Source organism: Massilia soli, assembly GCF_016809835.1.
GTDB classification, from domain to species: Bacteria; Pseudomonadota; Gammaproteobacteria; order Burkholderiales; family Burkholderiaceae_D; genus Telluria_A; species Telluria_A soli.
In genome coordinates this window covers 172,789-194,779 of record NZ_JAFBIL020000008.1, presented here as the reverse complement: position 1 = coordinate 194,779, position 21,991 = coordinate 172,789, and the positions used below count along the sequence as shown (strand labels likewise).

Annotated in this window: 20 protein-coding genes; 11 read left to right on the top strand and 9 right to left on the bottom strand. The window is 66.5% G+C overall.

Features of this window, described 5'->3' with window-relative positions; translation table 11 throughout:
* Window positions 1-41 precede the first annotated feature (41 nt).
* Window positions 42-554 (bottom strand): SixA phosphatase family protein, encoded by a 513-nt coding sequence (locus tag I4X03_RS19690; protein ID WP_223469943.1) that lies wholly within the window; start codon window positions 552-554, stop codon window positions 42-44.
* A gap of 116 nt (window positions 555-670) precedes the next feature.
* Between I4X03_RS19690 and I4X03_RS19685 the strand changes: the two genes are divergently transcribed.
* From I4X03_RS19685 to I4X03_RS19640, 10 genes are all read left to right on the top strand, one after another.
* Window positions 671-1,267, top strand: a complete 597-nt coding sequence (locus I4X03_RS19685) for an ANTAR domain-containing response regulator (protein WP_223469942.1) — start codon at window positions 671-673, stop codon at window positions 1,265-1,267.
* Between the two features lie 249 nt (window positions 1,268-1,516).
* The gene (locus I4X03_RS19680; RefSeq protein ID WP_223469941.1) at window positions 1,517-2,821 is read left to right on the top strand and encodes an MFS transporter; all 1,305 of its coding nucleotides are present in this window, start codon (window positions 1,517-1,519) and stop codon (window positions 2,819-2,821) included.
* Window positions 2,822-2,833: 12 nt separating this feature from the next.
* The gene (nirB, locus tag I4X03_RS19675) at window positions 2,834-5,368 is read left to right on the top strand and encodes a nitrite reductase large subunit NirB (protein WP_223469940.1); all 2,535 of its coding nucleotides are present in this window, start codon (window positions 2,834-2,836) and stop codon (window positions 5,366-5,368) included.
* 13 nt (window positions 5,369-5,381) lie between these two features.
* A complete protein-coding gene (gene nirD, locus I4X03_RS19670; RefSeq protein ID WP_223469939.1) occupies window positions 5,382-5,729 on the top strand; it encodes a nitrite reductase small subunit NirD in 348 nt (115 codons plus the stop codon).
* Window positions 5,726-6,946, top strand: coding sequence for an NAD(P)/FAD-dependent oxidoreductase (locus tag I4X03_RS19665; protein WP_223469938.1), 1,221 nt, complete (start codon window positions 5,726-5,728; stop codon window positions 6,944-6,946). The genes nirD and I4X03_RS19665 overlap by 4 nt, the downstream gene beginning before the upstream one ends.
* On the top strand, window positions 6,943-9,633 hold the full coding sequence (locus I4X03_RS19660; protein WP_223469937.1) for a nitrate reductase: 2,691 nt from the start codon (window positions 6,943-6,945) through the stop codon (window positions 9,631-9,633). Before I4X03_RS19665 ends, I4X03_RS19660 begins: the two co-directional genes overlap by 4 nt.
* An 86-nt stretch (window positions 9,634-9,719) precedes the next feature.
* Window positions 9,720-10,010 (top strand): DUF3667 domain-containing protein, encoded by a 291-nt coding sequence (locus tag I4X03_RS19655; RefSeq protein WP_223469936.1) that lies wholly within the window; start codon window positions 9,720-9,722, stop codon window positions 10,008-10,010.
* 54 nt (window positions 10,011-10,064) lie between these two features.
* The gene (locus I4X03_RS19650) at window positions 10,065-10,817 is read left to right on the top strand and encodes a hypothetical protein (protein ID WP_223469935.1); all 753 of its coding nucleotides are present in this window, start codon (window positions 10,065-10,067) and stop codon (window positions 10,815-10,817) included.
* Window positions 10,818-10,995: 178 nt separating this feature from the next.
* Window positions 10,996-11,769, top strand: a complete 774-nt coding sequence (locus I4X03_RS19645; RefSeq protein WP_223469934.1) for a hypothetical protein — start codon at window positions 10,996-10,998, stop codon at window positions 11,767-11,769.
* Window positions 11,770-11,990: 221 nt separating this feature from the next.
* Window positions 11,991-14,789, top strand: coding sequence for a putative bifunctional diguanylate cyclase/phosphodiesterase (locus I4X03_RS19640; RefSeq protein WP_223470080.1), 2,799 nt, complete (start codon window positions 11,991-11,993; stop codon window positions 14,787-14,789).
* A 22-nt stretch (window positions 14,790-14,811) separates the two neighbouring features.
* Here the strand turns inward: I4X03_RS19640 and I4X03_RS19635 are convergent, their stop codons facing one another.
* The 4 genes from I4X03_RS19635 to I4X03_RS19620 all read right to left on the bottom strand — a co-directional run bounded on the left by I4X03_RS19635 (window position 14,812) and on the right by I4X03_RS19620 (window position 18,462).
* Entirely contained in the window at window positions 14,812-16,158 is a 1,347-nt protein-coding gene (locus tag I4X03_RS19635; protein WP_223469933.1) for an erythromycin esterase family protein, read from the bottom strand.
* A gap of 9 nt (window positions 16,159-16,167) precedes the next feature.
* On the bottom strand, window positions 16,168-17,208 hold the full coding sequence (locus tag I4X03_RS19630) for an SRPBCC family protein (RefSeq protein ID WP_223469932.1): 1,041 nt from the start codon (window positions 17,206-17,208) through the stop codon (window positions 16,168-16,170).
* 13 nt (window positions 17,209-17,221) lie between these two features.
* A complete protein-coding gene (locus tag I4X03_RS19625) occupies window positions 17,222-17,914 on the bottom strand; it encodes a phosphoribosyltransferase (protein ID WP_223469931.1) in 693 nt (230 codons plus the stop codon).
* 89 nt (window positions 17,915-18,003) lie between these two features.
* Complete coding sequence (locus I4X03_RS19620; RefSeq protein WP_223469930.1) at window positions 18,004-18,462, bottom strand: Hsp20/alpha crystallin family protein; 459 nt, start codon at window positions 18,460-18,462, stop codon at window positions 18,004-18,006.
* Window positions 18,463-18,681: 219 nt separating this feature from the next.
* On the opposite strand from I4X03_RS19620, the gene I4X03_RS19615 reads away from it, so the two are divergent.
* Complete coding sequence (locus I4X03_RS19615) at window positions 18,682-19,254, top strand: HdeD family acid-resistance protein (protein ID WP_223469929.1); 573 nt, start codon at window positions 18,682-18,684, stop codon at window positions 19,252-19,254.
* 26 nt (window positions 19,255-19,280) lie between these two features.
* Here I4X03_RS19615 and fghA read toward each other — a convergent pair whose 3' ends face one another.
* The 4 genes from fghA to I4X03_RS19595 form a co-directional block, all read right to left on the bottom strand.
* The gene (gene fghA, locus I4X03_RS19610; RefSeq protein ID WP_223469928.1) at window positions 19,281-20,120 is read right to left on the bottom strand and encodes an S-formylglutathione hydrolase; all 840 of its coding nucleotides are present in this window, start codon (window positions 20,118-20,120) and stop codon (window positions 19,281-19,283) included.
* 67 nt (window positions 20,121-20,187) lie between these two features.
* Window positions 20,188-20,745: a DUF1353 domain-containing protein gene (locus I4X03_RS19605; RefSeq protein WP_223469927.1), complete on the bottom strand. Its 558-nt coding sequence runs from the start codon at window positions 20,743-20,745 to the stop codon at window positions 20,188-20,190.
* A 70-nt stretch (window positions 20,746-20,815) separates the two neighbouring features.
* Window positions 20,816-21,397, bottom strand: coding sequence for a chromate transporter (locus I4X03_RS19600; RefSeq protein ID WP_223469926.1), 582 nt, complete (start codon window positions 21,395-21,397; stop codon window positions 20,816-20,818).
* Window positions 21,394-21,969, bottom strand: a complete 576-nt coding sequence (locus I4X03_RS19595) for a chromate transporter (RefSeq protein ID WP_223469925.1) — start codon at window positions 21,967-21,969, stop codon at window positions 21,394-21,396. Before I4X03_RS19595 ends, I4X03_RS19600 begins: the two co-directional genes overlap by 4 nt.
* Between the last annotated feature and the right edge of the window lie 22 nt (window positions 21,970-21,991).

Below are 21,991 nucleotides of genomic sequence, written 5' to 3'. Positions count from 1 at the left end.
CGCACGAAAACTGGCGCGCGCAAACAGGGCGCGCGACTCGGCTAGTGCGCTGGCGGCGAGCTGAGCAAGATGGTCGTCACGCTGCCGTCGTGACCCCTGACCAGCTGGTACAGGCGGTCGTATTCATCGTCGCCGATCGCGCTGCCCGGCTGGCCGCCCAGCAGGCTGACCAGCTTGCCCACCGTGTTCGAGTGGCCGACCACCAGCGCGTTGCCGCCGGCCAGCCTGAGCTGCTCGACCATTTCCTCGGGCTGGCGCGCGTCGTACTCGCTCACCGGCAGCCCGAGCAGGGCGGCGGCCGGGGCCGCGGTCTGGCGGGTGCGCGCGGTCTTGCTGGTGTAGATCCGGCGAATGCCGGTGTGTTTCAGCATCGTCGCGATGTTGGCCGCGCGAATCCGTCCTTTCGCGGTCAGGTCCGGGTCGCCGTCGTTGCCGGTCTTTTCGCCATGGCGGACCACGTAGATGACGGAAGGCTCGGCCGCCGAGGCGGCAGGCGCCAGCATGGCGAGCGCGAGTGCGGCGGCGGCGAGGAGGCGGGTCGTGAAGGTTGCCATCGGTTTATCCTAATCAGGTCAAGCCGCATGTATAGCAACAGAATTGTGAACGCGCAAGCAGAAGATGGCGCGCATCTTGCTAGATACGGGGTATCGACGATCCGCACCAGGACCCCATGAATTCTGTGACCGCTACGCTCCATACCCTGATCGTGTCGACCGACGAGGCGAGCGGACAGCTGCTGCGCGCCTGCCTGCTGCAGGCCGGCTGCACCATCGTGGCCGACGTGGCGCCGGATCGCTCGCTTTCGGCCCAGCTGGCGCAGCACCAGCCGGAGCTGATCGTGCTCAGCACGCCGGGCGACGCGGGGCAGCTGGCGTCAACCGTGGCGCGCGCCTGCGGCGACGCGCGCCGCCCGATGGCGCTGTTTACCAGCGATGCGCGCGGCGGCAGCATCGATGCCGCCCTGTCCGCCGGCGTGGCGGCCTATGTCATCGACGGCGTCGAGCCCGGCCGCGTTCGCGCGGTGCTGGGCGTTGCCATGGCGCGCTTCCGCCAGCAGGGCAGGCTGCTCGACGAGCTGCACGGCGCGCGCACCAAGCTGGCCGAGCGCAAGGTCATCGACCGCGCCAAGGGGATCTTGATGGCGCGCCATCAGCTGGGCGAGGACGAGGCGTACCAAAAGATGCGCAGCATGGCAATGAACAAGAAGCTCAAGCTGGCCGAGGTGGCCCAGCGCCTGCTCGACGTCGAAGAACTGCTGGAGCGCTAGTACCTTCTGGTGCATTGCATCATTTTCGGGCGCGCGCCGCACTGCGATGTGGCGCCAGCGGCGCCAAACCGGCCTCCGCTTCCCCCTGTCATTACATGGCACGGCACTTGCTAAACAACGTGGTATCGGGTCAATGGCGATCCCTGCATACACGCGCTGGCCCAACGAGGGGCCGGCAGGACAACGGCGTCCGCGCCGCCCGGCAGCACCGGGCGGGCGCGGGCGCTTTTTTTTTTGACGGGACACCCGATGGCATCAAAAGCAAGCCGGATCGACCTGTTCACCATCCGCACGCCGCAGATGCGTGCCTTCCACCTGACCTGGATGGCGTTTTTCACCTGCTTCTTCGCCTGGTTCGCCTGCGCGCCGCTGATGCCGGTCATCAAAGGCGAGTTCGGCCTGACCATCGGGCAGATCGCCAACATCAATATCGCCGCGGTGGCCATCACGATCCTGGTGCGTCTGGCGGTCGGGCCGATGTGCGACCGCTACGGCCCCCGCAAGACCTATACCTGGCTGCTCGCGCTGGGCGCGATCCCGGTGCTGGGGGTGGCGGCCGCCCAAAGCTACGACAGCTTCCTGTTCTTCCGGCTGCTGATCGGCGCGGTCGGGGCCAGCTTCGTCATTACCCAGTACCACACCTCGGTCATGTTCGGCCCGAACGTGGTGGGGACGGCCAACGCCGCCGCCGCCGGCTGGGGCAACGCCGGCGGCGGCGCCGCGCAGGCGCTGATGCCGCTGCTGCTCGGCGCGCTGCTGATGCTGGGTGTCTCCGAGAGCCTGGGCTGGCGCGCCGCGCTGGTGGTGCCGGGGGTGCTGATGCTGGTCATGGCGGTGCTGTACTGGCGCTACACGCAGGATTGCCCCGACGGTAACTACGACGCCATGCGCGCGGCCGGCATCCCGGTCGAGGCGGGCAAAAAGGGCGGCTGGGCCAGCTTCCGCGCCGCCGCTGCCAACTACCGCGTGTGGCTGTTGTTCGTCGCCTACGGCGCCTGCTTCGGCATCGAAATCTTCATCCACAATATCGCCGCCGTCTACTACGTCGACAACTTCGACCTGAGCATCGGCCAGGCCGGCATGGCGGCGGGGAGCTTCGGCCTGCTGGCGCTGTTCGCGCGCGCGCTGGGCGGCTTTATGTCCGACAAGCTGGCGCTGCGCGGCACCCTCAACAGCCGCGTCACGCTGCTGTTCATCCTGATGATCGGCGAAGGCCTCGGCCTGCTGTGGTTCGCGCGCGCCGACAGCATCGCCTTTGCCATCGCCGCGATGCTGGTGTTCGGCCTGTTTACCCACATGGCATGCGGCGCGACCTACGCGCTGGTGCCGTTCATCGACCGCAAGGCGCTCGGCGGCGTGGCCGGCATCATCGGCGCCGGCGGCAACGTCGGCGCGGTGATGGCCGGATTTTTGATGAAAGGCACCGGCGACATCCGCCACACCCTGTCGATCCTGAGCGGCCTGGTACTCGTATCGGCGCTGTGCGCGATTGCGGTTCGCTTTACCGCCGGTACCGGCGGGCCTGCGCTGGCGTCCGGCGCGGTTGCATCCTGAGGAGATACCAGCATGAACATCATCGTCATCGGCCACGGCATGGTTGGCCACAAATTCATCGAGAGCCTGCTGGACGGCGGCGTTCCTGGACTGCACATCACCGTGCTGTGCGAAGAGCCGCGCCCCGCCTACGACCGGGTCCACCTGTCCGAGTTCTTTTCCGGGAAGACGGCGGACGAGCTGTCGCTGGTCAAGCCGGGCTTCTTCGAGCGCAGCGACGTCACGCTCAAGCTGAACGCCCGCGCGCTGGACGTGGACCGTGCGGCGCGCACCGTGACCCTGGCCGGCGGCGAAGTGCTCGGCTACGACAAGCTGGTGTTCGCCACCGGGTCGACGCCGTTCGTGCCGCCGCTGCCTGGCAGGGACCGCAAGGACTGCTTCGTCTACCGCACCATCGAGGACCTTGAAGCGATGCGCGAATGCGGCGCCCGGTCAAGAACCGGCGTGGTGATCGGCGGCGGCCTGCTGGGCCTCGAATGCGCCAAGGCGCTGCGCGACATGGGCCTGGAGACCCACGTGGTCGAATTCGCGCCGCGCCTGATGGCGGTGCAGGTCGACGACAACGGCGCGCGCATCCTGCGCGCCCGGATCGAAGGGCTGGGCGTGACCGTGCATACCCAGAAGAACACGCTGGAGATCGTCGACGGCGAAGCCGGCACGCACCGCATGCGCTTCGCCGACGGCGGCGCGCTCGACGCCGACATGATCGTGTTCTCGGCCGGGATCCGGCCGCGCGACGAACTGGCGCGCGCAGGCGGCCTGGCGGTGGGCGCGCGCGGCGGCATCGCCATCGACGACAGCTGCCTGACATCGGACCCGGATGTCTATGCCGTGGGCGAGTGCGCCGCATGGAACGGCACCGCCTTCGGGCTGGTGGCGCCGGGCTATGACATGGCGCGGGTGGCTGCGCGCCACCTGGCAGGCGAAGCCGCGGCGTTCAACGGCGCCGACATGAGCACCAAGCTCAAGCTGATGGGCGTCGATGTGGCCAGCATCGGCGACGCGCATGGCAGCACCGCCGGCAGCCGCGCGTACCAGTTCACCGACGAGCGCAAGCAGGTGTACAAGAAGATCGTCGTGTCCGAGTGCGGCAAATACCTGCTGGGCGCCGTGATGATCGGCGACGCCTCCGAGTACGGGACGCTGCTGCAGATGATGCTCAACAAGATCGCGCTGCCGGAGGCGCCGGAGTTCCTGATCCTGCCGCAAGCCGATGGCAAGGCGCGGCCGATGCTTGGCGTCGATGCGCTGCCCGACGCCTGCCAGATCTGCTCCTGCAACGACGTCTCGAAGGGCGTGCTGTGCGAGGCGGTAAGCGCGGGCGCCACCAGCATTGGCGCGCTGAAAAGCCGCACCGGCGCCGGTAGCGCGTGCGGCGGCTGCGTGCCGCTGGTGACCCAGGTGATGAAGGCCGAGATGAAAAAGCAGGGCCTGGCCGTCAACAACCACGTGTGCGAGCATTTTCCCCATACCCGCCAGGAGCTCTACCACATCGTCAAGGCCGGCAAGATCCGCACCTTCGCCGCGCTGCTCGCGCAGCACGGCAGCGGGCTCGGATGCGACATCTGCAAACCGATGGCGGCCAATATCCTGGCCTCGACCTGGAACGACTTCGTGCTGGCGCCGGTTCACGCCAGCCTGCAGGATTCGAACGATTACTTCCTCGGGAATATCCAGAAGGACGGCACCTATTCGGTGGTGCCGCGCATGCCGGGCGGCGAAGTCACGGCCGACGGCCTGATCGCGGTCGGCCAGGTCGCCAAGAAGTACGGGCTGTACACCAAGATCACCGGCGGCCAGCGGGTCGACCTGTTCGGCGCGCGCGTCGACCAGCTTCCCTTGATCTGGGAAGAGCTGATCGCCGCAGGCTTCGAATCGGGGCATGCGTACGGCAAGTCGCTGCGCACGGTCAAGTCGTGCGTTGGCTCGACCTGGTGCCGCTATGGCGTCGACGACAGCCTGGCCTTTGCGATCCGCCTCGAGAACCGCTACAAGGGCTTGCGCACGCCCCACAAGATCAAGTTCGGGGTGTCCGGATGCACCCGCGAATGCGCCGAAGCGCAGGGCAAGGACGTCGGCCTGATCGCCACCGAAGCCGGATGGAACCTGTACGTATGCGGCAACGGCGGCATGAAGCCGCGCCACGCGGAGCTGATCGCGAGCGGGCTCGATGAGCAAACCGTGGTGCGCTACGTCGACCGTTTCCTGATGTTTTATGTGCGCACCGCCGACCGGCTGCAGCGCACCAGCGTCTGGCGCGACAACCTCGAAGGCGGCCTGGCGTACCTGCAGGACGTGGTGCTCGACGACAAGCTCGGCATCGCCGCAGAACTGGAAGCGGACATGCAGCACGTCGTCGACACCTACGCCTGCGAATGGAAAAGCGCCGTCAGCGATCCGGAGACGCGCAAGCGCTTCCGCCACTTCGTCAACAGCGACCAGCCCGACCAGAACGTCGTATTCATGCCGGAGCGCGGCCAGATCCGCCCGGCCACCGTGGAAGAGCGCAAGCGCGTCATTCCGATCGCTGTCCAACAATCGGCCTGACCGGGAGACCGCCATGCACCGTGATATCGAACTCCAGACCTGGACCGCCATTTGCCCGATCGACGACATCGTGCCCGACACCGGCGTCTGCGCGCTGGTCAACGGCAAGCAGGTGGCCGTGTTCCGGGTCGCCTCGGGTGAACAGCGCGTGTTCGCGATCGGTAACGTCGATCCGAACAGCGGCGCGTCGGTGCTGGCGCGCGGGCTGGTTGGCAGCGTCGGCGAGCGCATCGTCGTCGCCTCGCCGATCTACAAGCACCACTTCGACCTGGCCACCGGCGAGTGCCTGGAAGCGCCTGAGCACTCGGTGCCGCGCTACCGGGCGCGCATCGAGGGCGGCACGGTCTGGGTTGGCGCATGAGCTCCGCCGCAGCAAAGCCGGCGCTGGTCGTGATCGGCAACGGCATGGCCGGCATGCGCACCGTGGAAGAGCTGCAGAAGCTGGCGCCGGAGCTGTATGACATCACCGTATTCGGCGCCGAGCCGCACGTGAACTACAACCGCATCCTGCTCTCGCCGGTGCTGGCGGGCGAAAAGAACGCCGAGGATATCGTCCTGCATCCGCGCCAGTGGTATGCGGAAAACCGCATCGCGCTGCATTCGGGCGACCCGGTAGTGCGCATCGATCGGGTGCGCCGCACGGTCCACTCGCAATCGGGCCGCGAGGTGCGCTACGACCGCCTGCTGCTGGCGACCGGATCGCGCCCGTTCATCGTGCCGGTGCCGGGTCACGAACTGCCGGGGGTGGTGGGGTTTCGCGACCTGGACGATGTCGACACGATGCTGCGGGCCGCGGCGATCGGCCGCCATGCCGTGGTGATCGGCGGCGGGCTGCTCGGGCTGGAAGCGGCCAACGGGCTGAAACGGCGCGGCATGGACGTCACCGTGGTGCATGTCACCGACAGCCTGATGAACCAGCAGCTCGACAAGCACGCCTCGCTGCTGCTCAAGGGCGCGCTGGAAGACAAGGGACTGCGCTTCATGCTGGGCGCGCATACCGCCGAAATCACCGGCAACGGCAAGGTGGCTGGCGTGCGCTTCAAGGACGGCAGCGAGATCCCGGCCGACCTGGTGGTGATGGCGGCGGGAGTGCGGCCGAACATCGCGCTGGCGCGCGACAGCGGCCTGCATTGCGACCGCGCCATCGTGGTGGACGACACCTTGCAGACCTACGATCCGCGCGTGTACGCCGTGGGCGAGTGCGTCCAGCACCGCAGCGCCACCTTTGGCCTGGTCGCGCCGATCTGGGAACAGGCGCGGGTGTGCGCCGCCCACCTGGCCGGCGCGGGCCACCGCCGCTACGTGCAGGAGGCCACCGCGACGCGCCTCAAGGTGACCGGGGTCGAGCTGTATTCGGCGGGCGACTTCATCGGCGGCGAAGGCAGCGAGGACCTGGTGCTGCGCGATCCGCGCCGCGGCGTCTACAAGCGGCTGGTCGTCTCGGGCAACCGCCTGAGCGGCGCCGTGCTGTACGGCGACGTGCAGGACGGGCCGTGGTACTTCGACCTGATCCGCTCGAACGCCGACATCGGCCGCATTCGCGGCCACCTGCTGTTCGGCGAAGCGATGTGCGCATGAAGCTGTCGACGCTTCCGCTGGCCGTGCGCACCACCTGCGCCTATTGCGGCGTCGGTTGCGGCGTGCAGGCGACGCCGCAGGCTGACGGCGGCATCGTCGTTGGCGGCGATGCCACCCATCCTGCCAACCTCGGAAAATTGTGCGTGAAGGGATCGGCGCTGGGTGAAACCCTGGGCCTCGAAGGGCGCCTGCTGCATCCGCAGCTGCGCGGCGAGGACGGGCTGCGGCAGGCTTCGTGGGACGAAGCGCTGGGGCGCGTTGCGGCCGGATTCAGCGACATCATCGCCAGGCACGGCCCGGGTTCGGTGGCGCTGTACGTGTCCGGCCAGTTGCTGACCGAAGACTACTACGTCGCCAACAAGCTGATGAAGGGCTACATCGGCAGCGCCAACATCGATACCAACTCGCGCCTGTGCATGTCGTCGTCGGTGGCGGGACACAAGCGCGCGTTCGGCGCCGACATCGTGCCGGGCTGCTACGAAGACTTCGACCTTGCCGACATGGTGGTACTGGCCGGCTCGAATGCCGCCTGGTGCCATCCGGTGCTGTTCCAGCGTATCGCGCGGCTCAAGGAGCGCCGCCCGGAGGTGATGGTGGTGGTGATCGACCCGCGCCGCACTGCCACCTGCGAGATCGCCGACCTGCATTTGCCGATCGCCGCCGGTACCGACGTCTGGCTGTTCAATGGCCTGCTCAGCCACCTGGCGCGCGAGGGCGTGATGGACGGCGCGTTTGTTGCAGCCCGCACCACCGGGCTGGCGGCGGCGCTGGCGGTGGCCAATGTCGATTGCGCCGATCCGTTGGAAGTGGCGCGCGTGTGCCGCATCGAGCCGTCCAAGGTGCGCGCGTTCTACCGCGCCTTTGCGGCCACGCCCAAAGTCGTCACCGCCTATTCGCAGGGGGTCAACCAGTCCTCCGCCGGCACCGACAAGGTCAACAGCATCATCAACTGCCACCTTGCCACGGGCCGCATCGGCAAGCCGGGCATGGGGCCGTTTTCGCTGACCGGACAGCCGAACGCGATGGGCGGGCGCGAGGTGGGCGGGCTGGCCAACATGCTGGCCGCGCACATGGAACTCGACAATCCCGAGCATGCCGAGCTGGTACAGGGATTCTGGAAGTCGCCGCGCATCGCCGCCAGGGCGGGGCTGAAAGCGGTCGACCTGTTCCAGGCGATTGAAGCGGGCAAGGTCAAGGCGGTGTGGGTGATCGGGACCAATCCGATGGTCAGCATGCCCGATGCCAACCAGGTCCAGCGCGCGCTCGGGAAGTGCGAACTGGTGGTGGTGTCGGACATCATGGCCAGTACCGACACGACGGCGTTCGCCCACGTGCTGCTGCCGGCGCTCGGCTGGGGCGAGAAGGACGGCACCGTGACCAATTCGGAGCGCTGCATCTCGCGCCAGCGCGCCTTTTTGCCGGCGCCGGGCGAGGCAAGGGCGGACTGGAAGATCCTGTGCCAGGTCGCGCAGCGCATGGGCTTCGGCGGTTTCGACTTCCGCGCGGCGCATGAAATCTTCGACGAGCATGCGCGCCTGAGCAGCTGGCGCAACGGCACCGGCGCGGGCTGCGTCAAGCGCGTCTTCAACCTGGAAGGGCTGACCGGACTCGGTGAGCGCAACTACGACACCCTCGATCCGGTGCAGTGGCCGGTAACCCAGGGCGCCGCGCTGGGCACCAGGCGCATCGAATGCGGCGGCAGGCTGGTGCCGACCGCGCCGCGCGCGCCGGTGCATGCGGCCAGCCCGGACTATCCTCTGTCGCTCAATACGGGCCGGGTGCGCGACCAGTGGCACACGATGACGCGCACCGGCAAGGCGCCGCGCCTGGCAGGCCATGTGACCGAGCCGTTCATCGACATGCATCCGCACGATGCGCTGCTGTACGGCGTGCGCGAGGGAGAGCTGGCGCGGGTGTCCAGCGCCTGGGGGGCGATGGTGGCGCGGGTGCAGCATGGCGGCGGCATCGCGCGCGGCGCTGTATTCGTGCCGATCCACTGGAATGGCCAGACCGCCTCGGACGCCCGGGTCGGCGCGCTGGTCAGCCCGGCGGTCGATCCGGTGTCTGGCGAACCGGAATTCAAGCACACGCCGGTCACGGTCGAACACTTCGGCGTCGCGTGGCACGGTTTCGTGCTGACGCGCCGGTCGCTTGCGCTCGATGGCATCGCGCACTGGACCCGGATCCAGGGCAGCGGCTTCGCGCGCTACGAACTGGCAGGGCGCAGCGCGATGGCCGCGCGTGGCGCCTGGGCGCGCGCGCTGCTGGGCGTGGGCGAGGACGAGGACTGGCTGGAGTACGAGGACAGGGCCGGCGGCGTGTACCGCGCGGTGCACCTGGTGGGCGAGCGCATCGAGCAGTGCGTGTTCGTGTCGGCGCGGCCGGACCTGCCATCGCGCGCATGGCTTGGCGGCCTGTTCGACCTCGAGGCGATCGGGCGCGACCAGCGCGCCGGCCTGCTGGCGGGACGATCGCCGGGCAAGGCCATCGACGCCGGGCCGACCGTGTGCGCCTGCTTCGGCGTTGGCCGCAATACCTTGTGCGCGGCGATTCGCACCGGCAAGCTGAGCGAGGTGGCCGAGGTGACCGCAAGCCTGAAGGCGGGCGGCAATTGCGGCTCGTGCGTGCCGGAGATCAGGGCGCTGCTGGCCGAGGCGCACGTGGCCGGCCTGATGCAGGATGGGTAGGGCGAAAGGCGTTTCTTCGGCGTGGTGAAAATGCTAGTATTGCTGCCTGAAAACAACGGGCACGCGCCTAACTAGTGAGGTCCAGAATGAACGCAGACATTGAAACGGCAGGCGAGCTGGTCACGGCCGGCCTGGCCGCCCAGCAGATCGAGCACGCACCGGCGCCGCCCGCGTCGGAACATGGCGGCAGCTGTGCCAATTGCGGCGCTTGCCTGGCCGGCAGCTTCTGCCATGCCTGCGGCCAGCGCAGCCACCTGCATCGTTCGCTCGCCCACCTCGGCGAGGAAGTCTTGCACGGGATCCTGCACTTCGACGCCAAGGCATGGCGCACCTTGCCGCTGTTGATCGCCAAGCCGGGCGAACTGACCCGGCGCTAAATCGACGGCCAGCGCACCCGATTCGTCTCGCCGCTGGCCCTGTTCCTCTTCCTGATGTTCTTCCTGTTCTTCATCGGCTCTTACTTCAGCAAGGGCAACGTCGATATCGGCCAATCGGACGGCGCCAGTCAGGCCCGCGCCGAGATTGGCGCCGACCTCGCCCAGGCACGCGCCACGCTGGCGAGCGCCGAAGCGGCGCTGGCCGCTGCACAACAGCGTGGCACGCAGACCGGTGCGCTCGTCAACGACGTTGAACAGGCGCGCGGCGAGCTTGCCGAGGTGTCAAACGCGGCGCGCGTGGTGAATATGGCCGGCGACGCGCAGGATGTGGCCAGGCGCGCCGGGGCCGGCATCACCGGACCCGGGATCGACTTTAAAAGCGGCATCGCGTTCATCGATAACGCGGTCGAGCACGCGACCAGGAATCCCGAACTGACTGCCTACAAGCTGAAAAACACGGCGTACAAGTTTTCCTTCCTGCTGGTGCCGATCTCGCTGCCATTCCTGTGGCTGATGTTTTTCTGGCGCCGCGACGTGGCGATGTACGATCACGCGGTCTTTTCGCTGTATTCGCTGTCGTTCATGGCGCTGTTGTTCGCGCTGCTGTTTGTGCTGCAGTTCGCGGGGTTGTCCGGCATCGTCGGCGTCTTGCTGTTCACCGTTCCGCCTGTGCACATGTTCGTGCAGCTGCGCGGCACCTACGGCCTGAGCTGGGGCAGCAGCTTGTGGCGTACCGCCGTGCTGCAGACGATCGTGGCGGTGGTTTTCCTGACCTACCTCGCATTGATCCTGTTTCTTAGCGCTTAAACAAGAAACAGCACGTCGCTGGCGCGGTTTTATTAGTTCCACACGGAAACATTGCAGAATGTGTAGACTTTCGATAAACAGAAGGGGAAAAGTCGATCTTCTTGTTGTTTAGAAATTACGGCTGAGCTTGATAATTCATAAACGCAATTTTCATTTATGAATTATAAGGAGCATCGCCATGGAACACCTCTCTACCGTTTCGACCCGCCTGTCTGGCGTTGCTCCTGATGCTGTCATCGGCATGAAGAGCGAGCGCCTGCCATTTACCATCAAGCGGGTCCACAGCGAGGAAGACTTGATGAAGGCGGTCAAGATCCGCCACGCGGCGTACGCGCGCCACCTTCCGGAATTCGCCCGCAGCCTGATCGAGCCGGAAGCATGCGACTTCGACACCGACTCGGTGGTGTTGCTGGCCGAATCCAAGCTGGACGGCTCTCCGATCGGCAGTGCCCGCATCCAGACCAATTTCCACCAGCCCCTGCATGTCGAGGAATCGGTCGACCTGCCGTTGTGGCTGATGACCCGCCGGCTGGCGGAGGTGACCAGGCTGGGGATCGACGAGGGACGCATCGGCCGCCTGGTCAAGGTGGCGTTGATCAAGGCCTGCTTCGAATTTTGCGAACAGAACAAGGTTGAGTGGGCCGTTGTGACCGGACGTACGCCGATCGACCGCCAGTACGAGCAACTGTTGTTTTCCGACGTATTCCCGAACCGCGAACTGATCCCGCTGCGCCACGTCGGCAACATGCCGCATCGCGTGATGGCGTTCGAGATCGAAACGGGCGAAGAGCGCTGGGCGGCGGCACAACACCCGTTGCTGGGATTTTTCCGCCATACCCATCACGCCGACATCGACCTCGGCGCGCCGGCCTTGCCATTGGCGCGAGGGGCCGCCGCAGCGGGAGTTACCAATACTCCAATGAATTTCGCCATAGATGGTATTTTTGCGTAAATATTTCAATGACGGTAAGTGATTGAACATGTATCCTTGTAGGAATATTACCCGTCACCCGTATAGAATGGCGGCGGTTAACCTGCAGTTGGATAAAGTTCATGTCGATGCCGTCATTCTCTCTACGCTCCATCATTCCGAGGCGCGCCCAGCGAGCGCTGGAATGGCTGCTGCGTGGGCTGTCCTTATATATAGTGCCTTTGGGGATCGTCGTGCTATCGATGGTGGCGCTGGTTTCCTGGGAAAGCCACTACACCGTTGACGATGACAAGCAATTGAAGGTCCGGGTGTTGCCCGAAACCAACACTTCGCTGACGCCTGCACAGGCCCTTGCCGGGCTCAGGGACAAGCCGGCCGTCACCTTCAGCGACACCAAGCTTTCTGAACAACCCCGCTGGTTTACCTTCGACACCCTGGCCGCCAACGGCGATGTGCCGGTCATCGAATTCCCGTCGCGCCATTCGATCGACCTGGCTTGCTGGGATGCGGTCACCCTCAGCCTGCTTGGCAAATCGAGCCGCAGCGCCTCGGATGGGGCGATGTCCCCGGTCAAGTCGGGCTTCGCGCTGGCGCTCGACAACACGCCTTCCCAGATCCTGTGCCGCGGCAGCTTTGTCGGTCCGGCGCGCCTGACCGTATCGCAATGGCCGGCCGACCAGCTGAGCCGCTCGGTCGAGCAATATCACCGCAAGTCCGGGCTGCTTGACGGCGGCATGATCGTGTTGACCTTGTTCGTGCTGACCACCGCGCTGATCAACCGCCAGGGCTTGTACGTGCTGTTCGCCGGCTGGCTGATCATGAACCTGCGCGTCGGCGCGCTGTCGGCGGGCTGGGATACGCAATGGCTGGGGCAGGTCGTCCCGGCCGAATGGCTGCTGCTGAGCCGGTCGGTATCGATTGCGCTGTATGCGGTGGCAACGCTGACCTTGTACCAGACCTTGTTCCGCAAGGACCTGGCGCGCTCGCGCTTCGTCGGCCCGCTGCAGGTGATGGAATGGATGTGCCTGCCGCTGCTGGTCGCCGCGTTTATCATGCCTTACAGCATGTTCCTGCCGCTGATGTGGGCGGTGACCGGCTTCGGCCTGCTGTGGATGACGATGGGGCTGGTCAGCATCATCGTCGAATCCCATACCCGCGTCGCGTTCTGGTTCGCGGCCTCGTTTGCCGTGACCTTCCTGTCCGGATTTGCCGAACTGATTTCGGCCGCTCTCGGCATGCGCGACTTGCTCGGCGTGGTCAACAGTGTGACGGCGGCGCTGGCGTCGAGCCTGCTGGCGGCGCTGGCGGTGGCCGAACAGATGCGCCTGGAAACGGAAAAACGGATCGCCGCCCAGGCCGAACTGCAGCACGCGTACGAAGCCATGCCGGTCGGGCTGTTCACGCTGGATGTATACGGCCAGTTCCTCAGCGCCAACCCGGCGGTGGATAAAATGCTGGGCCTGGCAATCGTGCCAGGACGCACCCGCTGGAAGCAATTTTTTGCCGACGAAGTCTGGCGCCAGCTGCACGACCAGGTGCATTCGGCCGACGACGCCGAACTGGAAATACAGAACCGCGAAGGCACGCGCCGCTTCCTGGTGCGCGCGACCCTGGCGCGCAGCCGCATCGAAGGCGTGCTGCAAGATATCACCGAGCAGGCCAAGGCGACTGAACAGTTGAAATTCATGGCCAACAACGATCCGCTCACCAAGATTTTCAACCGCCGCGGCATCGAGCGCATGTTCGACACGGCCGCCGTGCAACTGGCTGGCGGCAAGCCCCTGGCGCTCGCCTATCTGGACCTCGACCGCTTTAAGCTGATCAATGACCTGTTCGGCCACAATGCGGGCGATGAAGTGCTCAAGCAGGTCTGCGAACGGATTTCGATGATGCTGGCCGGCGGCCAGCAAGTTGGCCGGGTCGGCGGCGACGAGTTTGTCATCGTCATGCCGGACACCACGATTCCGCTGGCATCGCTGATTTGCCGCGGCATCGTCGACCGCATCAGCGCCACCCCATACCGGGTCGGCGACAAGGCCTTCCATGTGCGCGGCTCGATCGGCTTGATCGAAGTCAGCCGGGGCATGCCGATGAAGGATGCGATCTCGACCGCCGACCGGGCTTGCCGCGAAGCCAAAGGCGGCCATTCGGAAGGCCTCGTCGTGTATGAGCGCAACGCCTCCGCCTTCCATGAGCGCGAGGCCGAACTGAACCTGGTGGCGCGCCTTGCGGCGCCGAACGCGACCGATGGCATGTTCCTCGAGATGCAGCCCATCATGTCGCTGAAGGCGCCTGCCGCTTCGCTGAACTTCGAAGTGCTGCTGCGCATGCGCGACCCGGACGGCAACGTCATGGCGGCTGGACCGATCATTTCAGCGGCCGAGAAAAGCGGCCGCGCCGGCGTCATCGACCGCTGGGTGCTGGCAACGACACTGGCCTGGATCGCGCAGAATGCCGAATCGCTGACCAATACCCAGTTTGTCTGCATGAATTTGAGCGGCGCCTCGCTCAACGATGAAAGCTTCGTGCAAGACACGTTTGACTTGCTGGCGCGCTATGTCCACATTACCAACAAGCTGTGCCTGGAAATCACCGAAAGCGTCGCGCTGCATGACCTCGACAACACGCGCCGCTTTATCGACCAGGTGCGCAATTTCGGCGTCAAGGTCGCGCTCGATGACTTCGGCGCTGGCTACACCTCGTTCTCGTACCTGAAGGAATTGCCGGCCGACGTGTTGAAGATCGACGGCAACTTTATCGTCAACATCAACGCCCACCCGGCCAACGTTGCCATCGTCGAGGCGATCGTCAGCCTCGCCGTCAACCTCGGCATGAAGACCATTGCCGAATGGGCGGAAGACAGCGCCACCGTTCAGACGCTGGCGGACATCGGCGTCGACTATGTGCAGGGCTACGCAATCGCGCGCTCGATGGCGCCTGAAAAGCTGCTCTCCGGCCAGTCGTCGGCGGCGTTCATCGCCGATGACGATGTCGCCAAGCTGGTCGCCTCTCTCGGCTCGGCACGGCCGCTGGCGGCCTAGCGCCAGCGCCGCGCTGCGGGCCCTACACCCCTTCCGGAAACGTCTCGGGCACCTCGCGCCCGTTCGCCTTGCTGACCTGCTCAAGCGGCATTACCGCGCTGGTCCGGTCGAAATGAATCATCGCATCGAACTGGCGCGCGAGCTGGGCATGGAAATAATGGCTGCGCCGCTCGCTGTGCGGCAGGTAGAGCACGCCAATGGCGCGCTGCAGCCTGGACGCCATGAGCTCCTCGCGCAGCGCGGACCCCGTTCGCAGGTCGAGCAGGAAGCGATCGACCCCGGCCTGGTGGAATAGTTCTTCGTAGCTGCCGGGCAGCGCCGGCTTGACCTGTTTGCGTTCGGCCCGGCCGCCCCATTCCGAGGCCGCCGTCACGGTGCCGTGGTAGGTCGAGAACCCGATCAGCCTGGCCTGGTCGCCATAGCGTTCGCGTACAAGCTGGCCGACGTTCGATTCGCCAAGTTGGCCGACCTCGGTCGCGCGGGCATCGCCAATGTGCGAATTGTGTTCCCACACGACGATCTTGGCCTGTGTACCGGTACGCGCGCCCACATGCCCGATCAGCGCGTCAAGCGTGTCGGCCATGTGGCGGTCGCGCAGGTTCCAGGACGACACGCGGCCGCGGAACATGGTCCGGTAGTACGCCTCGGCGTTGATGACGAGGCGGGCGTTTTGCTCCGCATAGAAGTAGGCGTCGTGGGCGTTGGCGCTGTCGCGCTGCATGTACGCGAGCGCATGCCGCTGCAGCTCCTGCAGTTGGGCAATGACCGCGCTTTCGCACGATGCGGAGGTGCCGGCGCCGGCGGCGTACGCATAGCTTTCGCTGTCGTCCTGGTAGTGGTCGAAGCAGGAATAACGGTCCTTTGCGGCCGCTGCGGCGACCGGGTCGACCTGTTCAAGGTAGCGCAACACCTCGTCCATCGAGGTGAACAGGCTGTACAGGTCAAGGCCGTAGAAGCCGACCTTGTCGTCCGGTTCGAGTCCATCGTTGTAGCTGCGCAGCCAGCTGACGAAATCGACGACATCGGTATTGCGCCACATCCAGCTGGGGAAGCGCTGGAAACCCTGCAGCGCCTGGATCGGATCGGCGTCGTCGCCGCGGTCGCGCACGAAGCGGTTGACCCGGTAGGCGTCCGGCCAGTCGCCCTCGACGGCGACGGCGTTGAAGCCGTGTTCGAGAATCAGGCGCTGGGTGATGCGCGCGCGCTCGGCGTAGAACTCGTGGGTGCCGTGGGTGGCTTCGCCGATCAGCACATAGTTGGCGTCGCCGACCAGCTCGAGCAGCGGGGTGTAGTCGCCCATCGCGCCGGTCAGCGGATGGGCTGCTTGTGCTATCGCTGCAGGCAGGGAAGTGGAAACCCCGTGCAACATGGCCGATCCTTAGTGCAGGAACCTGCCGTGCGAACCGCCTTCGCGCGCCGCACTGGACGGAATGGCGCCGCGCTCGATCACGGTCTTCATGCGCGCCAGGTCTTGTTCCATGCGGCTTTCCGGATCGCTGCCGATCATCGCGGCCAGGCCGTGGCCGAGGGCGCCCGCAGGCGGCACGTACGACATGCGCACGGTGACGCGGGTGCCGCCGCGCGAGGACTGGAATTCCACCGAACCGGACTGCTCGATGTCGGCCCCCGGTTCGCTGCGCCACGCCAGGCGGCGCGGGCGCGACTGCTCGGTCAGCACGGAATTGAACTGGAATTCGCTGCCGGCCGGTCCGCGCACCACCCAGTGCGAACGGCGGTTGCCCAGGTCGCGCACCTCGACGACATTCGACATGAACAGCGGGAAGTTCTCGTAGTTGCTCCAAAGCTCGTACACCTTGTCCGGCGAGGCGTCGATATGGATGGTGCGGGTGACATCGACCATCCGGTGGCGCCCGCCGACCAGCTGGCGGATCGGACGGTTGCTGGCGCCACGGGTGAGCAGCGTGAGGCCGGCCAGGCCGGCGAGCAGCGCCAGCGGCGAGCGCGAGGCCAGCGCGTACAGGCCAAGCGCGCCGCCGCCGACCACGGCGGCGCTGCGGGTGCTGGTCGACCATGGCCCGCGCGTCGCGTCGAGCAGCGGTTCGATCGCGTGGCTGGCCGCGCTGCCGGCGCGCGCGGCCGAGTCGCGCAGGGTGCTGGCGGCCGAGTGGTAGGCTTCCACGCCCCGCTCCGCGAGGTGGTGGGCGCTGTCGGCGGTGTGCTGGACGGCCTCGGAGGCGGCGTGGCGGGCGCTGTCGTAGCTGGCGCCTTCGCCGATGCTGCGCACCACGCGTTCGAGGGCGTCGCCCTGCTGCTTGCCCATGTCGCGCAGGGTGGCGCCGGTGTGGGCGCGCCGCGCCGCGCCGCGCTCGGGGTCGAGCATGTACATCACCAGCGCGCCAACGGCGGCGCTGCCCAGCCACTTGCCCCAATCAATGTTGTCGTCAGTCAGTTGCCTCATGCTGCTCTCCTTGTTATGAGTGATTCATCGGTGCCGGCGCCGCCGCGCCCGGACCTTCACGCCAGGCAACGGCGAGCAGGTCCACGACCTCGGCGTCGCTGGTCTGGCCGAAATCGCGGTACCAGCGGCTGACCGCGGTGAAGAAAGGCGGCCTGACGATGCAGACCAGTTCGTCCACTTCGCGGGCCAGCGCCTCGCAGGTGTCCGGCGCCCCGACCGGGACAGCGGCGACGACCCGCGCTGCACCAAGTTTATGCGCGATCTGGATTGCAGCGCGCATGGTTGAACCTGTCGCCAGGCCATCGTCGACCAGCAGCGCGATACGGCCTTTGAGTTGCAATGGAGCATGCGCACCGCGGTACTGGCGCTCGCGCCGTGCGATTTCCTTCCGCTCGCGCGCGCTGATCGCCTCGATCGCCCTGGGCGCCACGCCGTAGCTGCCGGCCACGTCCTGGGCCAGCACGCGCACGCCGCCGGCGCCGACGGCGCCGATCGCGTATTCCTCGTGGCCTGGCATGCCCAGCTTGCGCACGATCAGCACGTCGAGCTCCAGGCCCAGCTGGCGGGCCACCGCGGCGCCGACCGGCACCCCGCCGCGCGGCAGCGCCAGCACGATTGCGCGCGGGTCGTGGGCGTAGGCCGACAAGGCCTTGGCCAGCAGCTTGCCGGCGTGCTTGCGGTCCTTGAACTGGGTAATGCTGTGCATGCCAAGCTCCTGCAGGCGAGCGCCAGCAGCCCGCCGGAAGCGGCACTGCGCAAGCAGGAAGTTCCTGCCTGCGCATGCGCCGATAATGCTTATTGCACGGTAAGCCGGGTGGCTGCGCCAGCCTGCTTCTTGGGCAGCGACAGGACCAGCATGCCGTTGTCGAGATGGGCCTGGGCCGACGCCTCGTCGACATCGGTCGGCAAGGTGAACGAGCGCATGTACCGGCGCGTGCTGTGCTCGGAATACACGACGTTTTCGCCGGCGCGCTCTTCGGTGTCGCGCTTGCTTTCGGCTTCAATGGTGACCCGCTGGTTCTCGACCGACACCTTGACGTCTTCCTTCTTCACGCCAGGCATTTCGGCTTCGATCTCGAACGATTTTTCGGTTTCGCGCACATTGATGCGCGGGGTTGCAACCGTGTCGCCCTGGTTCGCCAGGAAGGGGGCGAACATGTCTTCGACCATGCTTTCGACCATGCGGCCGAACGGGTCGTCGATGCCGCGCGGACGATAGGTTGCCATCGATGTAGGACGCCGGATCAGGTTCATGGTTGTCTTCCTTTGAGGTAAATGGTTGATGAAAACGGGCGCACCGGGCTGCCCGCGTACCTATCCCATTTATAGGGCGGCGGCGGGCGGAATTCAAGCAAGCCGGAGCGGCTCGGGAGCGCCGATCGCGATGCTGTTTGACCGGCGACAGGGCGGGGTCGAACGTGCCGCGGAATCCGCCGGCGCCACGGTCTAACCGGATCACGTAAGGAGGCACTGATGAACCACATCCTGATGCGGTCCTGGTGGATGCTTGCGCTGCGCGGCCTGGTTGCCATCGCCTTCGGCGTGCTGGCGATCCTGTTTCCCGCCATGACCCTGGGCTCGCTGGTGGCGCTGTTCGCCGCGTTCGCCTTGTTGTCGGGCGCGATCTGGGTCTTTGGCGCAGCCAGGCACCGCAAGTCGGATGAGCAATGGTGGGTGCTGCTGCTGCTCGGCCTGGCCAGCATCGGCGCCGGGTCGGTCGCGGCACTGCATCCGGCGCTGACGCTGCTGGTGCTGGTCTTGCTGATCGGCGCGAACGCGCTGGTCACGGGGGTGCTGGACATCGTCGTTGCGGTGCGCATGCGCAAGAAAATGCAGGGCGAGTCGCTGCTGATCGCCAGCGGCATCGCCTCCATCGCGTTCGGCGTGATCGTGTTCCTGTTCCCGGTGGGGATAGGCGGACTGGCGATCGCCTGGATGATCGGCCTGTACGCGCTGGTGACCGGCATGCTGATGCTGGCGCTGGCCTGGCGGGTGCGCGCATGGATGCGGCTGGGAGGAGGGCGCGGCCGGCCGGCGCCGGTGTGACGGCGCCCGCGCCGCGGCCGCGGGCGCTAGGTCAGATTCGCGCTGTGGAACTTCAGGTGGTCTTCGATAAAGGTCGCGACAAAGTAGTAGCCGTGGTCGTAACCGGGATGGCGGCGCAGTTCGAGGCCCTGGCCGGCGTGCCGGCAGGCCGCCTCGAAGGCTTCGGGATACAGCTGGTCGTCGAGGAACTTGTCGGCCAGTCCCTGGTCGATCAGGATGCCCTTGGGGAAGGGCGCGCTGGCCTGGGCCATCAGCGCGCTGGCGTCGTACGCGCGCCATGCGGACTCATCCGCGCCAAGGTAGCCGCTGAAGGCTTTCGTGCCCCATGGGCAGCGCGATGGCGCGGCAATCGGGGCGAACGCCGAGACCGAGCGGAACAAGTCGGGATTGCGCAGCGCCAGCACCAGCGCCCCATGCCCGCCCATCGAGTGGCCGCAGATGCCGACCCTGCGCTCGTCCAGCGGCAACTGCGCCACCAGCAATGCACGCAGCTCCAGAATATAGCTGTACATACGGTAATGCCGCTGCCACGGCGCTTCCGTGGCATCGACGTAGAAACCGGCGCCAACGCCAAAGTCCCAGTCTTGCGCCTCGCCCGCGATGCCGGCGCCGCGCGGGCTGGTGTCGGGCGCGACCAGGATCATCCCATCGCGCGCAGCAACGCGCTGGGCGCCGCCCTTGGTCATGAAAGTCTCTTCGTTGCAGGTCAGGCCGGCCAGGTAGAACAGCGCCGGCAGCTTGCCCGAGGCGGCTTGCGCCGGAAGAAACACCGAGAACCGCATCGGCAAGCCGATCGCACTGGACTGGTGGCGGTAAAAGCGTTGCGAGCCGCCGAAGCAGGCGTGTTCACTGATGAGTTCGAGCATGGGGGCACCTGGTGATGAGGAGGCGCCAGTATGCCTGTCCGCGGCGAAACTTGCCAACGCGCTGTCGTCACGCGGTGCCGGACAGGCGCCTGGCGACGATCGCGCGCACCGCGTCGAAGTCGTCGCCGCTGGCGGCAAGCTCATTGGCGAGCAGCGTATAAACGGCGCGGATCTCCAGGTCGAGCAGCGAATGTTCGCCAGGCAGGCGCGCGGCATCGGCGGCCTGTCGCGCAAGCTGGTGCGCTTCCGGCCTGGCCATGCTGATCCAGCTGCCGATGCAGACCCCCGCGTACAGCAGCTGGGCCTGCTTTACCGTGCAGCCGCCGGCCACGCAGGCTTCGTAGAACATGCCGTCGGCGTCGATGCGCGGCACGCCCGGATCGCGGATGGCGGCGTCGTGCAGGATGGCGGCGCGCCGGTAGTTGCCGGTAAACGGGCTGCCGACGGACGACCACAGGGTGCGCGGAATGGTCGCGCCGTCGACCTCCATGCCGGCGGGCACTTCCCAGCAGCGTCCGCTGCGATCGATGAACGAAAACGCCTCTATCATGCGCATGCCGCGGTCCGGACCCGGCTCCGCCAGCCATTCGGCGCGCGGATTTCCCGAAAATTGTGCTGTGCTCATGAATGCCTCGCAGAAGTGGTGATGCCAGATGCTAACGGCAATGCGGCGCCGGCATCGCGAGGCGCGTCAATCAGACCAGCTGTAGCCAGCCGAGCAAGGCGCCGGCGGCGAGGAACCACAGCAGGTGCAGGCGTGTGCGCCAGATCAATATGCCACTGACAATGGCCAACAGCCACAGGGGCCAGCTGGCGCGCGCCGCCTGCGGCGCGCTGCCGAGGATCCAGCTGGTTGACAGCAGCAGTGCCACGACGACCGGCGCCATGCCCATCTTGAATGCCCGCACGGCCGCCAGTTCGCGGTTCCGGTGGCCCCAGCGCGCGGCGAAATAGGTCAGCGTCGTCGACGGCAGCAGGATGCCCAGCATCGTCACGGCGACGCCCAGCAGGGCGGCGGTGGTGCTGCCGGCGTTCATGCCGACGTTCCAGCCCATCAGGGCGACGAACAGCACGTTCGGCCCGGGCGCCGCCTGGGCGATGGCGATCGAATGATTGAACTGTTGCTGGGTCAGCCAATGGGTCTGCTCGACCAGGTAGCGGTGCATTTCCGGGGCGGTCGAGATGGCGCCGCCAAACGACATCAGCGACAGCATCAGGTAGTGGCCGAACAGGCTGGCCCAGTCGTGCCAGCCAAGCACGATCGCGTGGGTGGTCATTGGGAGATCCTGCGCCAGGTGAGAACGCAGCCAAGTCCGCCCAGGCCGAACAGCACGAACAGTAGCGGTACCCGCAGCAGCGCCACCAGCACGAACGCCAGCAGCGCCAGCGAGGCGCCCCACGCCAGCGGCATCGGATGGCGGGCCAGCACGCTGGAGAGCTTCAGGCCGGCCGCGCCGATCATGCCTGCCGACACCGCCGCCATGCCGCGCAGGGCCCCGTCGACACCTGGATGGCCGCCAAAGCGGCTGTGCAGCATGGCCAGCAAGATGACCACCACCAGCGGAATGGCCAGCATGCCGCCGAGCGCGGCGAGCGCGCCTGGCAAACCGAAGTAGCGCCCGCCGATCATCATCGACAGGTTGACCACGTTCGGCCCCGGCATCACCTGGGCGACCGCCCAGTCCTCGATGAACTCGTCCTGCGTCAGCCATTGCTTGCGCTCGACCAGTTCGCGCTGGACGACCGCAACCACGCCGCCGAAGCCTTGCAGGGCCAGCAGCGTGAATGAAACGAACAGATCGGTCAGGGAGCGCGGGCGGGGGCGGGCGGCGTCTTGCGGAAAAGTCATGCCGCATTATCGCGCCTGCGGT